The organism is Nocardia tengchongensis, assembly GCF_054781395.1.
Map to the genome: position 1 here is coordinate 376,973 of NZ_BAAGUM010000003.1, position 13,992 is coordinate 390,964.

Annotated in this window: 9 protein-coding genes; 3 read left to right on the forward strand and 6 right to left on the reverse strand. The window is 68.0% G+C overall.

Annotation, left to right across the window (positions count from 1 at the left end; all coding sequences use genetic code 11):
- The first annotated feature begins 160 nt into the window (after positions 1 to 160).
- Positions 161 to 1,306, forward strand: a complete 1,146-nt coding sequence (locus ACYVKL_RS04695; RefSeq protein WP_379170833.1) for a beta-ketoacyl synthase N-terminal-like domain-containing protein — start codon at positions 161 to 163, stop codon at positions 1,304 to 1,306.
- Here ACYVKL_RS04695 and ACYVKL_RS04700 read toward each other — a convergent pair.
- Both ACYVKL_RS04700 and ACYVKL_RS04705 read right to left on the reverse strand, forming a co-directional pair.
- Entirely contained in the window at positions 1,303 to 3,048 is a 1,746-nt protein-coding gene (locus ACYVKL_RS04700) for a GAF domain-containing sensor histidine kinase (RefSeq protein ID WP_379170831.1), read from the reverse strand. The genes ACYVKL_RS04695 and ACYVKL_RS04700 overlap by 4 nt on opposite strands.
- Positions 3,049 to 3,119: 71 nt before the next feature.
- Complete coding sequence (locus ACYVKL_RS04705; protein WP_357202637.1) at positions 3,120 to 3,767, reverse strand: response regulator transcription factor; 648 nt, start codon at positions 3,765 to 3,767, stop codon at positions 3,120 to 3,122.
- 258 nt (positions 3,768 to 4,025) lie between these two features.
- Between ACYVKL_RS04705 and ACYVKL_RS04710 the strand changes: the two genes are divergently transcribed.
- A complete protein-coding gene (locus ACYVKL_RS04710) occupies positions 4,026 to 4,862 on the forward strand; it encodes a sigma 54 modulation/S30EA ribosomal C-terminal domain-containing protein (RefSeq protein WP_379170829.1) in 837 nt (278 codons plus the stop codon).
- Between the two features lie 147 nt (positions 4,863 to 5,009).
- Positions 5,010 to 8,012 carry an excinuclease ABC subunit UvrA gene (uvrA, locus tag ACYVKL_RS04715; protein ID WP_213560608.1) on the forward strand — a complete coding sequence of 1,001 codons (3,003 nt, stop codon included), beginning with the start codon at positions 5,010 to 5,012 and terminating at the stop codon, positions 8,010 to 8,012.
- Between the two features lie 58 nt (positions 8,013 to 8,070).
- On the opposite strand, the gene ACYVKL_RS04720 is transcribed toward uvrA, so the two are convergent.
- The 4 genes from ACYVKL_RS04720 to ACYVKL_RS04735 form a co-directional block, all read right to left on the reverse strand.
- On the reverse strand, positions 8,071 to 9,975 hold the full coding sequence (locus ACYVKL_RS04720; protein WP_379170827.1) for an ATP-binding cassette domain-containing protein: 1,905 nt from the start codon (positions 9,973 to 9,975) through the stop codon (positions 8,071 to 8,073).
- A 40-nt stretch (positions 9,976 to 10,015) separates the two neighbouring features.
- Complete coding sequence (locus ACYVKL_RS04725) at positions 10,016 to 11,212, reverse strand: type III polyketide synthase (RefSeq protein ID WP_379170825.1); 1,197 nt, start codon at positions 11,210 to 11,212, stop codon at positions 10,016 to 10,018.
- 82 nt (positions 11,213 to 11,294) lie between these two features.
- A complete protein-coding gene (locus tag ACYVKL_RS04730; protein WP_379170823.1) occupies positions 11,295 to 12,779 on the reverse strand; it encodes a fatty acid desaturase in 1,485 nt (494 codons plus the stop codon).
- A 212-nt stretch (positions 12,780 to 12,991) separates the two neighbouring features.
- Positions 12,992 to 13,822, reverse strand: a complete 831-nt coding sequence (locus ACYVKL_RS04735; RefSeq protein WP_213560612.1) for an LppX_LprAFG lipoprotein — start codon at positions 13,820 to 13,822, stop codon at positions 12,992 to 12,994.
- Positions 13,823 to 13,992: the final 170 nt, after the last annotated feature.

Consider the following 13,992-nt stretch of genomic DNA (forward strand, 5'->3'; position numbering starts at 1 on the left):
AACTTAGCTGGTGCACGTTGCCGACCGTATTGAATGAATCACAGTTCCGCACGCATCGGCCCGCGAGTGGTGAAATTTCGGGCCGCGGCCCGGAGAAGGAGCGATGCGAATGCCTGGCACCATCCCCGTTCCGATGAACGACGGTCAACATCAAGATCATATGACCATCGCCGGCATCGGTGCCGTGACCGGGTACGGCTGGGGCCGAGAAACCCTCTGGGAGGGTTTGCTGAGCGGCAAATCCGCGGCCCGGCTCCATCCAGGGTACGGCCCCGGACGCGATCGGCAGGGCTGGATCGCCCGGGTACCGCCCGGCGGCGACCCGGAGCTACCCCCGAGCCGCTTCCTACGCGCGGTCCTGGACTCGGGGCGGGAAGCGGTGGCCGACGCGCGGGAGCGCGGCTGGCGGCCGGGCCGGACGGTCGGCCTGGTGCATGCCATCGTGCTCGGCAACCTCGACGAGTGGCAGGACTTCTACACCGTCGACGGCGGACAGCGCCGCTCACGCGACTATCTGCGGCTGATCCCCTCGACCCCGGTGTCGATGCTGATGAGCGAGTTCGGCTTCCACGGCCCGGCCATGAACGTCAGCGCCGCCTGCTCCTCGGCGAACGCGGCCATGATCACCGCGCAACTGTGGCTGGACCAGGGTATGGCCGACGACGTGGTGGTGGTGGCCACCGACCTGTCCGCGAGCCCGGAGATGGTGCAGGCCTTCGTGACCCTGGGCGCGGCGGTCGACGATGCCGATTCCTTCGACGCCTGCCGCCCGTTCCAGGAGGGAAGTCGCGGCTTCGTCTTCGGTGAGGCGTCGATCGCGTTCGTGCTGACCCGCGCGGCCGACCGCCCGTACGCCGCGGTGCTCGGCGGAGCCATGTCCAGCGACGCCTATCACGTGGTCTCCGTGGAACCCTCCTACGAGCAGATCTTCGACTGTGTGCGCCGCGCCCTGGCCACCGCCGGCGTCCGGCCCGACGAGGTGGCCTGCCTCAATGCCCACGCCTCCGGGACCGCCCAGTGCGACGCCGCCGAAACCGCGCTATTGGCCGACCTTTTCGATGACCGCCCGCAGGTGACGGCGCTCAAGCCGCTGGCCGGGCACTGTCAGGCCGCCTCGGCCGCCCTCGAACTCGCGGTCGCCGCACTGGGTTACGAGCGCGGACTGCTGGTGTCGGCCCCGATCGTCGCGCCCGCGCACGCCCGCCTGGTCGACGGCGTGCGCCCCGGAATCGACGGCCTCACCCTCAAGACCGCGCTCGGCATGGGCGGCAACAACAGTGCGGTGCTGCTCGGCCCGGCCGGTTAGTGCAGCGGCACCGACCAGTGCAGCTTGGTGCCGATGGTCGTGCCGTCCTCGTCGTCGCCGGTGATCTCGCGGCGCGGGTACACCGCCAGGCGGCCGCCGGACTGTTCGGCGCGGCGGGCCAGATTGGTGAGCCCGCTCGGGGTGATCGAGTCGGGAATGCCGCGGCCGTTGTCGGCGACCACGATGGTGAGATCGTCGGCCACCCCGATGTCGATGGTGATGGTGTCGGCCCCCGAATGCCGCACGGCGTTCGAGACGGCTTCGCGCACCACGGCTTCGGCGTGGTCGGCCAGCGCCGGCTCGACCACCGACAGGGGTCCGGTGATGTGCATGAGCGCCCGGATGTCGGTCGCGGTGGTCTGCTGTTTGACCGCGCGCTCGATGCGCTGGCGCAGCCGGGTGCTGTGCCCGTCGCCGCCGTGCAGGTCGAAGATGGAGGTGCGGATCTCCTCCACCACGTCCTGCAGATCGTTGATCGCGTCCGCGAGTCGCTTCTGCACCTCGGGCACCCGCGCCCGCGGCACCGTGCCCTGCAGCGCCAGCCCGATCGCGAACAGCCGCTGGATGACGTGGTCGTGCAGGTCGCGGGCGATGCGGTCGCGGTCGGTGAGGATGTCGAGTTCGCGCATGCGCCGCTGCGCCACCGCCAGCTGCATGGCCAGGGCGGCCTGATCGGTGAAGGCGGCGATCAGCTCCACCAATTCGTCGGAGTAGGGCGCGGATTCGGCGGAGCGCAGCGTGATCAGCACGCCCAGGGTGGAATCGGGGGTGTGCAGCGGCAGCACCAGGGCCCGGCCGATGTCGGGGACGGTGGTGCCGAGGTCGATATGGCGGCCGTCGTCGAAACGCAGCGGAGTGCGGGTGGTGAGCGCCTGCCCGACCGCGGTGTCCACGGTCCGCACCACCTGGCCCGCGGGCGGTTCGCCGGGCCCGGACCATTGCGCCACCACCAGTTCGGTGACCCTCTCGGGGGCTTCCTCGGGATCGGCGACCACGGCCAGCAGCGCCTGCTGTGAGGCGGTGAGCTCGCGGGCGTGGGCGACCACGTGGGCCAGCACCTTGCTGGGGTCGCTGTCGGCCAGGAACGCGGTGGCGATGTCGCGGGTGGCCTCGATCCACGCCTGCCGGGTGCGGGCCTGCTCGTAGAGCCGGGCATTGTCGACGGCGATACCGGCCGCGGCGGCCAGCGCCTGCAACAGCACCTCGTCGTCCTCGGTGAAGGGGTGCCCGCCGGATTTCTCGGCGAGATACAGGTTTCCGAAGATCTCGCCGCGGATCCGCACCGGCATGCCCAGCAGCGTGCGCATGACCGGATGGTGTTCGGGGAAGCCGACCGCGGCGGGCTGGCGGGTCAGATCGTCCAGGCGCAGCGGCTCGGGCTTGTCGAGCAGCAGGCCGAGCACGCCATGGCTCTCGGGCAGCGCCCCGATCTGCACGCGGGCCTGCTCGTCGATGCCGTGGAAGATGAACTGGCTGGGCTGTTGTTCGTGCCCGAGCACGGCCAGCGCGCCGTAGCGGGCGTCGACCAGGATGGTCGCGGCGCGCACGATGGTGCTCAGCGTCTGGTCCAGGTCGAGGCCGGAGGTGACGAGCAGCATCGCCTCGACCAGCCCGTCGATGCGGTCGCGGGCGTCGATGATCTGTTCGACCCGGTCCTTGACCTCGGTGAGCAACTCGCGTAATCGCAGTTGCGACAGCGTTTCGCGCACCGAGTAAGGGCTGGTGCGGGGAGTGTCGTGCATGTATGTCCTGCGGTCCGGCGGATACGCCACGTCAGCGGGATTCTATGCGCGTCGCGGTTGCCGCGTGGTTGTCATGCCGAACGTGGTTGTCCCGTACGCAATTTCGACGCCAGCACCGCGGCCTGGGTGCGGCGCTCCATGCCGAGTTTGGCCAGCAGCCGCGACACGTAGTTCTTGACGGTCTTCTCCGCCAGGAACATCCGTTCGGCGATCTGCCGGTTGGTCAGGCCGTCGCCGAGCAGGTCGAGCAGCTTGCGTTCCTGATCGGTCAAACCGGCCAGCGGACCGTCGAATTCGGTGCTGCGCCGCAGCCGGGCCATCAGCGCGGCGGCGGCCCGGTTGTCCAGCAGCGAGCGGCCCGCGCCCACCTCCTTGATGGCCTTGGCCAGCTCCATGCCCTTGATGTCCTTGACCACGTAGCCGCTGGCCCCGGCCAGGATGGCGTCCATCATGGCCTGCTCGTCGGTGTAGGAGGTGAGGATCAGGCAGCGCAGGTCGTCGATCTCGGCCAGCAGGTCCCGGCACAGTTCGATGCCGTTGCCGTCGGGCAGGCGCACGTCGAGCACCGCCACGTCCGGGCGCAGCGCGGGGATCCGGGCCAGCGCCTGGGCGACGTCGCCGGCCTCGCCGACCACGGTGAGCTCGGGGTCCTCCTCCAGCAGGTCGGTAAGACCGCGGCGGACGATCTCGTGATCGTCGACCAGGAAGACTTTGATCACGACGGCCTCCAGGATGTCGGTTACTCGCGGCCGGCGCGCGGGCGCGCGAGGGTCCCGGCCAACGTAACTCGCGGAGCGGCAACGGGATACCGCCGAAGGTCCCTAATCTGCGGGCGGTTCGGGGGAGGCGCGATCTTTTGTCGGAGGATTTTCCCCGAAAGTGGTCGGTTTCGGGACTTTCGGCACTGTCGGGGCTCGGTGGGGTGTGTTGCCATGGAGTTCGGTTGCCGGGTCGGAACAGGGAGAGCGGGGTCGGCTATGGGCGCGTTCGATGTGTGGTCGAGTGGAATCGATCCGGATTTCGTGGTTACCACGCAGGGGCCGGTCCCGTCGGGTGAGGTGACCCGGGTGGTGCGCGGTCTGGGCAGGATCCTGCGCCGCCACGGGGTCGACGGGCCGGTGCGGGCACGCCTGCACTGGCCCGGTCCCGCCGACGGGGACGCCGAGGACGGCACCACCCTGGTGCAGGCGAGCGTCCGAGCGCTGGGGAAGGCGTTCCGGGTACAGGTCTCCGGGCCGGGACGGTTCGCCTCCACCTTCGCGCTCGAGCGCCTCGACCTGCGGCTGGGCTGTCCGCCCGACGAATTGTCCAGGCCCTGGCCCGATCCGGCGCGCCCGTCGCTGTCCGCGGTCACCGAACTGCGGCCGATCGTGCGGCGCAAGGACTTCCGACTACAGGTGGCCACGCCCGCGGCGGCCGCCCGGGTGCTCGACGCCATGGACTACGACGCGCACCTGTTCATCGACGCCGAGACCGGCGCCGAGGCGGTGGTCTGCTGGACCGGACCGCTCGGGGTGCGGACGCTGGGCCGGCCGCGCGACGGCGTCCCGGTGCTGCTCGAGGACGAGGCGGTGGCCCGGCTGTGCCTGGGCGGGCTGCCGTACCTGTTCTTCATCGACTCCGATGTCCGCCGCGGCCGGCTGCTCTACCGCCGCTTCGACGGCGATCTGGCCTTGGTCGCCGCGGCCGGGTCCGAGGAGCGCGGCCGGGACCGGGACCGGGCCCGGCAGCCGCGGGTGATCGCGGGCTGCGTGCGCCGCGCCCTGCCGTCCACGGTGGAGGCGACCAGCCGGATCGCCGAGAAGTCCGCCTGAGCCCGCTGCGGGCGGGATCACCGTCGTCGCAGGCAATAAACACAGTGTGACCAGCGTTTCAGTGCCCGTAACCCAACTTGTCGGTGGGTGCACCTAGCATGGCGTCGGGGGTATGTCTGGATGCCGGAACGTTGGAAGGATGGCCAGGTGGCGGATCGCCTGACGGTGCGCGGAGCGCGAGAGCACAACCTCAAAGGGGTCGACCTCGACCTACCTCGCGACAGTCTCATCGTTTTCACTGGCCTGTCCGGATCCGGGAAGTCCTCGCTGGCCTTCGACACGATCTTCGCCGAGGGCCAGCGCCGGTACGTGGAATCGCTGTCCGCCTATGCCCGCCAGTTCCTGGGGCAGATGGACAAGCCGGACGTGGACTTCATCGAGGGCCTCTCGCCCGCGGTGTCCATCGACCAGAAGTCGACCAACCGCAACCCGCGGTCCACGGTCGGCACCATCACCGAGGTCTACGACTACCTGCGTCTGCTCTTCGCGCGCGCGGGCACCCCGCACTGCCCGGTCTGCGGTCATCTGATCGCCAAGCAGAGCCCGCAGCAGATCGTGGACCAGGTGCTGGCCATGCCGGAGGGCACCAAGTTCCAGGTGCTCGCGCCCGTGGTGCGCACCCGCAAGGGCGAATTCGTGGACCTGTTCGAGTCGCTGAACTCGCAGGGTTATTCGCGGGTCCGGGTCGACGGCGTGGTGCACGCGCTGACCGATCCGCCCAAGCTGAAGAAGCAGGAGAAGCACGATGTCGAGGTGGTCGTGGACCGCCTCGCCGTGAAGCCGAGTTCCAAACAGCGCCTGACCGATTCGATCGAGACCGCGCTGCGGCTGGCCGACGGCATCGTGGTGCTGGACTTCGTGGACCGCGACGAGCACGCCCACGATCGGGAGCGGCGCTTCTCCGAGCGGCTGGCCTGCCCGAACGGGCACCCGCTCGACATCGAGGATCTGGAACCGCGCTCGTTCTCCTTCAACTCGCCCTACGGCGCCTGCCCGGATTGCACGGGTCTGGGTATTCGCAAGGAGGTCGATCCGGATCTGGTTGTGCCGGATCAGGATCTGAGCCTGGCCGGCGGCGCGATCGCCCCGTGGTCGCGCGGGCAGACCGCCGAATACTTCACCCGCCTGCTGTCGGGCCTGGCCGAAGCGATCGGCTTCTCCATGGACACGCCCTGGAGTCAGCTGCCGCTCAAGGCGCGCAAGGCGGTGCTGGAGGGCAGCTCCGAGCAGGTGCACGTCTCCTACACCAACCGCTACGGCCGCAAGCGTTCCTATTACGCCGATTTCGAGGGTGTGATGCCGTTCCTGCAGCGGCGCATGGACGCCACCGAGTCGGAGGCGATGAAGGAGCACTACGACGGGTACATGCGTGATATCCCGTGCCCGGTGTGCAGCGGCGCGCGGTTGCGGCCGGAGATCCTGGCGGTCACGCTCTCGGCCGGGCCGGACCGCAAATCCATTGCGGACCTGTCGGATCTGTCGATCGGCGATGCCGCGAAGTTCCTGAACACGCTGACCCTGGACGACCGGCAGGCGGCGATCGCCGCGCAGGTGGTCAAGGAGATCCAGGCCCGGCTGGGCTTCCTGCTCGATGTCGGCCTCCAGTATCTGACGCTGTCGCGCGCCGCGGCGACCCTCTCCGGCGGTGAGGCGCAGCGCATCCGGTTGGCCACCCAGATCGGTTCGGGCCTGGTGGGCGTGCTGTACGTGCTGGACGAGCCGTCCATCGGCCTGCACCAGCGCGACAACCGTCGCTTGATCGAAACCCTCACGCGCCTCAAGAGTCTCGGCAACACCCTGATCGTGGTCGAGCACGACGAGGACACCATCCACGCCTCGGACTGGGTGGTCGACATCGGCCCGCTGGCCGGTGAGCACGGCGGTCAGGTGGTGTACTCGGGCCCGTACGAGGGACTGCTGAAGGACAAGGACTCCCTCACCGGCGCTTACCTTTCCGGCCGCGAGCGCATCGAGCTGCCCTTGGTGCGGCGGGCGATCGACAAGAAGAAGCAGCTGACGGTGGTCGGCGCGACCGAGCACAACCTGCGCGACATCGACGTGAATTTCCCGTTGGGCGTGCTCACCGCGATCACCGGTGTCTCGGGTTCGGGTAAGTCGACGCTGGTCAACGACATTCTGGCGACCGTGCTGCAGAACAAGCTGAACGGCGCGCGCCAGGTGCCGGGCCGCCACACCCGGGTCAACGGTCTCGATCACCTGGACAAGCTGGTGCAGGTGGACCAGTCGCCGATCGGCCGCACGCCGCGCTCGAATCCGGCCACCTACACCGGCGTTTTCGACAAGATCCGCACCCTGTTCGCGGCCACCACCGAGGCCAAGGTGCGCGGTTATCAGCCGGGCCGGTTCTCCTTCAACGTGAAGGGCGGCCGCTGCGAGGCGTGCTCGGGTGACGGCACGTTGAAGATCGAGATGAACTTCCTGCCGGACGTGTACGTTCCGTGCGAGGTGTGCCACGGTGCGCGCTACAACCGCGAGACGCTGGAGGTCCACTACAAGGGCAAGACCATCGCCGAGGTGCTGGACATGCCGATCGAGGAGGCCGCGGACTTCTTCGAGCCGGTGACCTCGATCCACCGCTACCTCAAGACCCTGGTCGATGTCGGTCTCGGCTATGTCCGCCTGGGCCAGTCGGCTCCGACGCTCTCCGGTGGTGAGGCGCAGCGCGTGAAGCTGGCCGCAGAACTGCAGAAGCGTTCCACCGGCCGCACCATCTACATCCTCGACGAGCCCACCACGGGCCTGCACTTCGAGGACATCCGCAAGCTGCTGGCGGTCATCAACGGCCTGGTCGACAAGGGCAACTCGGTGATCGTCATCGAGCACAACCTCGACGTCATCAAGACCTCCGACTGGGTCATCGACATGGGTCCGGAGGGCGGTTCCGGCGGTGGCATGGTCATCGCCCAGGGCACCCCGGAAGACATTGCGGCGGTGCCGGAAAGCTACACGGGCCAGTTCCTGAAGGACGTGCTCGAGGCCCAGCCGTCGGCGCCGGCCGAACCCAAGGCCGTGAAGAAGGCGGCGGCGAAGAAGGCTCCCGCCAAGAAGGCCGCGCCGAAGACCGAGGCCCAGGCCGCGGCCACCAAGAAGGCGGCGGCCGCGCGCCGCAAGGCCGCCGCGCTGCGGTGACGACTCCATAGCCGAAGGCCCCGTACCGATTCCGGTACGGGGCCTTCGCCTTTCGCGCCTACTCGGCCGCGGCCACCGGCGTGGTGAGTTCCTTGACCTCGGCGATGTGACCGAAGTCGAGTTTGACGATCTGGTCGGCGCAGTCGAAGTACCGGTCGTCGTGGGTGATCACGATGACGGTCTTGCCGCGGTTCTTCAGCGAGACCAGGATCTCGCGGTAGAAGACGTCACGGAACTTCGGTTCCTGATCGGCGGCCCATTCGTCGAACAGGTAGATCGGCCGATCCTCGAGCAGAGCGGTCAGCAGCGCCAGCCGCTTGCGCTGCCCCTGGGACAGCGCGATGGTGGACAGCCGGCCGTTCTCCACGGTGACCTTGTGGTCGATCCGCAGTTCCCGCAGGTACTTCCGGACCTCCTCGTCGACGCCCTCGTCGAAGCCCAGATAGTCCTCGAACAGGTGGAAGTCGGTGAACACCGCCGACGTGTTCTGCCGGAACCACTCGATGTTCTCGTGGTCGATCGCCTCGCCGTTGAGCGACAGGTGGCCCTGCTGCGGGACGTAGAGGCCGGTGAGCAGTTTGGCCAGGGTGGATTTGCCGCTGCCGTTGCCGCCCACGATGAAGGTGAGCTGACCGGGCTCGAAGGTCAGGTCCAGCGGTCCGAGGTGGAACCCGGAGCCGTCGGCCTGTGGCGGGTCCATGGGTCCGGCCATCGGTACGGGTCCGCCGCGGCCGCCGTGGCCGACGAACTTGTGCCCGTTGACATCCGGCCGATCCACCCCGTGTCCCGGAGGCGGGCCGCCGGGCCGTCCGCCGGGATGCGGTCCGGGGCGTCCGCCCACGGGCGCGCCCGGCGCCCCGGGCCGGCCACCGCCGCCGCCGGGATGCGGTCGCGCACCGCCGCCGGGGTGGGGTCCGGTGCCGGGCGGCGGGAACGCGGGCGGGGCCTCGGTCAGATAGCTGTAGCCGACGTCGTTGAGTTCCAGCCGGGCGGCGGTGACGGCGGGCCGCTCGGTGTAGGGCAGGGTCGATTCGTCGTGCGCGGTCTGGATGCTCAGGTTGAGCGAGCGGATCTTGGACAGCGCCACGTCACCGCGTAGCAGGTCCGGGATCCGGTGCATGAAGTTCTGCATGGGCATCGCCAGGAACGTGGTGACCAGGACATAGCCGACCATGACGTTCTGTGGCAGATGCAGGGACCGCGCCAGCCCGAACAGGATGAGCGCCATGGTGGCCAGCTGCAACAGCTGCCCGAACCCTTGGGCGACAGTGAATTTCGACCCGGCGTCGATGTTCTGCGCCCGCAGCGTCTCGGCGGAGCCGAGCAGGTGCTTGTCCATGAAGTCGCGCCGTCGCCCGCGGTGCAGCTTGAGCTCCTTGATGCCCAGCGACACCGCCTGGAAGGAGCGCAGCAGCCCGTCCTCGTTCTCGCGCGCCGAGTGGTACAGGGCGCGCACCCGCTTGAGAACCAGTTCGACACAGGCGATTCCGAGCAGCGTGCCCGCCACGGTGGTGGCGAAGATCGGGCCGGACACGACCGCGAGGAACACGAAGCAACCCACGATGGTGGCCAGGTCGATGCAGATGCTCGGAATGGCCGTGACCGCCTGCGAGAGCGCCCGCACATCCTCGGTGAGCGTCGCGATCAGCCGGTGCTGGCCGAGCCGCTCGAGGTGTTCGAGCGGTGCGGACACGATGCGCGAGCTGAGGTCGGCGCGCAGCCGGTAGATGGCGTCCTGCGCCAGCCGGATCAGCAGCACCTGCGAGATCACGCCGCTGATCAGGATGACCAGCGCGGTCGCCACGAAGGCCCCGACGGTGACGCCCGGGTGCGGTTCCGGTGACACCACTCCCCGAATCAATGTCACCAGGTAGGTATTGGCCGCACCGCAGACGAGACCGGAGGCGATGACGCCGGCGATCCGCATCCACGAGATGGAGACGAGGAATCTGATGAGTTGCATGGCTGCTGGGCTCTCTGGACGACTGTGCGGGTCGGGCTGGTCAGGAACGGATGACGTCGAAGACGACGCCCTCGAGGGTGACGCCGGGCGCGAAGGAGAACGCGACGCCCGTCGAGATCGGCTGTGCCGCCGCCTGTGCGACCATCTGCTCGAGCACGAAGATCAGCGAGACGCTGAGCATGTTGCCGTATTCGGCGAGCACGTCCCAGCTGGTGGCGGCCTGCTCGGAGCCGAGGCCGAGCGAGCGCACCGACTCCTCGATGATCTTGGGGCCGCCCGGGTGGATGGCCCACAGATCGATGTCGGACTTGGTCAGGCCCTGGCGCGCCAGCACCTCGGTCACCACCGGGTCCACGCCGCGCAGGATGTACTGCGGCAGGTTCTCCGACAGCTCGCAGGTGATGCCGTTGTCGTTGACGCCCAGCACGATTCCGTCCTCGGCGTCGTCGAACAGGTAGCTGAAGCTGTCGCGCACGACGATGGAGCCGGCCGGGAGCTGCTGGTGCGCCTGGCGGGCGCCGATGACCACCGCGCCGCAGCCGTCACCGAAGAGGCTGTGGATGATGACGTCGTTGACGTTGTCGTCGAACACGGCGTTCACCGAGCTCAGCTCGATGCAGATGACCAGCGCCTTCTTGTCCGGGTGCGCCCGCACGTAATCGGTGGCGGCGCGCACCGAGTTCATGGCCGCGGCGCAGCCCATGAAGTTCACGACGACCCGGTTGACGGTGGGGGACAGGCCCAGCTGCTTGACCACGGCCACGTCCACGCCGGGGGCGATGAACCCGGTGCTGGTGGCGAAGACCAGCATGCCGATCTCGGCGGCGGGGTCCTCGAGATGGGCGATGGCGCGTCCGGCCACGTCCACGGCCAGCGGCACCGCGTGGTCGTAGAAGGTGTTCATGCGGTCGCGGATGGTGCCCGATTCCCGGCTGTAGGACAGGAATTCGGGGTCGATCGGGTCGACCGCGAGGTGGCGGGTGGTGACCCGGGTCTTCTGGTAGATCCGCGGAATCCGGGCCTGTTGGGCCGGGTCGGTGAACAGTCCGGCCACCTGGGCGGCGGCCTCGGCCTGCGAGAAGATCTGCGCGGGCGCTCCGGTGGCGATGGACTCGATCACGCCGACGGTGGTCGGCGGGGCCGGCGGCAGCGGCGTCGGCGCGAAGTCGTACCCGGGTTCGCCTCCCGCGAACCGGGTCACGGGCCCAGTGGCCCCTTCATCGATGGTGATGGACACAATGACTCCCCTCGTATTCTTTGGTGAAGATCCGCGGTGCGTCCGGCGCATGTTCGGACGCCCCGCGGTGCTCGGAATCGGTTCAGACCGTGCCGATTCCGGTGAAGCCCTGCGCGGTGTAGACGACACAGGTCTTCAGGGCCAGCGGTGAGAAGTGCTCCTTGACGAACCCCCACTTGCGTTCCACCGCGTCGTCGGACGGCGCGAGGATGTAGGTGCGGATCTGCTTGGGGAAGCGGTCGGTGAAGAAGCTCTTGGCCGGCAGCCATTCCACACCGAACTTCTCCGACTCCTCACGCAGCACGTCCTCGGTGGCGATGTTGGCGAAACCGCTGCGCTGGTATGGCAATACGTGGTGCACCCGGTGCGAGCTGAGGCCCGCGGACAGGAAGCAGTCCAGGTAGCGGTTGCCGACCACCTTCAGGTCGTAGGCCTGCTCGATCTGGTCGATGCCCCAGTCCTCGGTGTTGTGCTCCAGTTCCTCGGCTTCGACCTCGAAGTCGTGGCTGGCCACCACCAGGAAGGTGGAGACCCACAGGGTGATCACGAATTGCAGGGCCCAGGCCCAGAAGTCGCCCATCACGGTGAAGGCGATGAGCTCGCCCAGCAGCAGGAACCGCGCGCCGAAGGACCCGATGAAGTGCGGCAGCGCCCCGCCCCAGGTGCCGTACATGTCCTTGATGCCCACCTTGCGGGTGAGGCGGCAGACGTCGAGCAGGCGGATGGTCATGCCGGTGACGGCGTGACCGAACTTGTGCAGGGTGTGGATCGGCACCCGGTACAGCCGCGGGATCCGCATCATCATGGTGAAGACGTTCTTCTTGATGTCGACTTCACTCTGGGTGTGCGGGTGGTGCAGCAGGGCGTGCCCGTCGGCGGTCACGAAAGCCAGTGCGACGTAATTGAAGTCGAAGGCATTCGTGTAGATCTTGTTCATGCCCTTCTGGGCACGGTGGATGGCGTAGTGCCCGAACCCGGCCAGCGAGCTGCGCAGCAGCACCATCGCGATCACGAAGACCGGCAACGGCATCCAGGACCGCTCGAACAACCGCAGGCCCTGCACCGCGAAGTACGCCACCGCGAGAATGGCGACCACGATATTGAAATAGGTGTCCATGCGGCGGATCCGGGCGGCCAGCTCGGGTTCCTTGAGCCGCGCCTTCACCTTGTGCAGCAGGTCGTCCTTGTTGTCGAAGCTGAACTTCGGGGTGTCGCGCCAGCTGTCGAAACCCTCGTTGAACAGGAACGCGGGCGCGTTGGCTTTGGGGTGGATGTCCTCCGGCAGGGCGTCACGGTCGAGCGCGTACTTCTTCAGAATCTTGCCGATGGCTTCCGGATTCTTGTGGTACGAACCGACAATCGAGGTGATGTCGCGGTTCTTGGTGCGGCCGATGAAGAACTCGCCGCCCGGATGCTTGGAAATCCAGTCGGAGAGGTCGTAGGCTTTCCCGTCGTAGACCCAGACGTTGGAAATCGGCGGCGGTCCGTCGAGCGGGGGCCGGCGAAATTCACCTTCTGGCGCCTGCCGTTCGATCGTCGCCTCGGCCTCGGGCCGTTCGATCGTCATAGCTTTCCTCCACACGCACACACCGCGTTCGAACTTACGGATGGAATCGTCGGCGTTGCGGCTTGCATTTCACTGAACAATCTCTTAAGCGGGCTTTTGTTAACAGTGGCCCGGAAAAAATGCGAAAGCCGGCCGGGGCACTACGACAGCCGTTGCCGCCGTTGCGTGTTCCCCGAACCGGCTCTCAACTCACAGGACAAGCGGGCGCGTGTCTAGCCGCCGGGCTTGGTGACGTGGACCGGCTTGGCCCAGTCGGACAGGGTGACGGTGACCGTGCCCGAGTCCTTGGTCACGATGGCGCGCACCAGGTTCGGGCCGGTGCCCGGCGAGGCGGCGGTGGAGGGCAGGGTGGTGCCGGTGCCGCTGGGCGGGGCGACGTCCTTGATGTACAGGGTGATCGGGAACTCGCCGCCGTCCTTGCCGATCTGCGGGACGACCGGGTCCATGACGGAGGCGTCGATGGTGCCGGTGATCTTGACGGTGTCGATGCCGTCGATCTTCTCGCGGGCCTCGGCCTTGGCGTTCTTCACCTGCGAGATGGCGAACGCGAGACCCTTGTCCTTGTCGAGCAGGACGCCCGGGTCGTAGATCTTCTCGGCGGGGCCGACAGGGGAGTACTTGGTGCCGTCGCCGGTGTAGAGGGTCTTGTCGACGACCATGAACTTGGTCTTGGTGAAGTCGCCGCCTTCCTTGACCTTCACCTCGGCGTCGCCGATGGCCTGGCCCTGGCCCTGCGGCTGGTTGGTGACGTCGGCCTTGATGTTCTTGACCGAGAGCGTCGGCAGGTCCTTGACGTCGAGCACCACGTGCACCGACTGCAGGGTCTGGGTGGTCTTGGCGGATTCGGCCACGATCTGCGCGCCGTCGGGCAGCTGCGACGGCGGGGCCGCCTGCGAGGTGGTGGCCTTGCTGTCCGAGCTGGAGGACGAGGTGCAGCCGGCCACCAGTGCGGCGGTCGCGGCCGCGGCGATCATGATCGGGAGGACGCCGCGCCGAATTCGGCTGCCGGACGTGCGGTTCCCCTGGGATATCAAGTCATTCATGTACAACCCCCGAAGTCCATTCGATCTCGTAGTGAGGGCAGCCTTGCCGCCGCCCGTCGTAGTATGCAGGACGTCGCCCGCGTTCGCGCCGATCGGTGCGATACTGCGGCATCCAACCAGCACCGGCTCGGTGTCGCCAGCGCATTTCGATCTTGCAGCCGCACAGGCGA

Bases quoted from the DNA above. Each gene is read 5' to 3' on its own strand.
- ACYVKL_RS04700 (WP_379170831.1), bottom strand. From the start codon at position 3,048: ATGCACGACACTCCCCGCACCAGCCCTTACTCGGTGCGCGAAACGCTG.
- ACYVKL_RS04730 (WP_379170823.1), bottom strand. From the start codon at position 12,779: ATGACGATCGAACGGCCCGAGGCCGAGGCGACGATCGAACGGCAGGCG.
- ACYVKL_RS04710 (WP_379170829.1), top strand. From the start codon at position 4,026: ATGGGCGCGTTCGATGTGTGGTCGAGTGGAATCGATCCGGATTTCGTG.
- ACYVKL_RS04735 (WP_213560612.1), bottom strand. From the start codon at position 13,822: ATGAATGACTTGATATCCCAGGGGAACCGCACGTCCGGCAGCCGAATT.
- ACYVKL_RS04695 (WP_379170833.1), top strand. From the start codon at position 161: ATGACCATCGCCGGCATCGGTGCCGTGACCGGGTACGGCTGGGGCCGA.
- ACYVKL_RS04720 (WP_379170827.1), bottom strand. From the start codon at position 9,975: ATGCAACTCATCAGATTCCTCGTCTCCATCTCGTGGATGCGGATCGCC.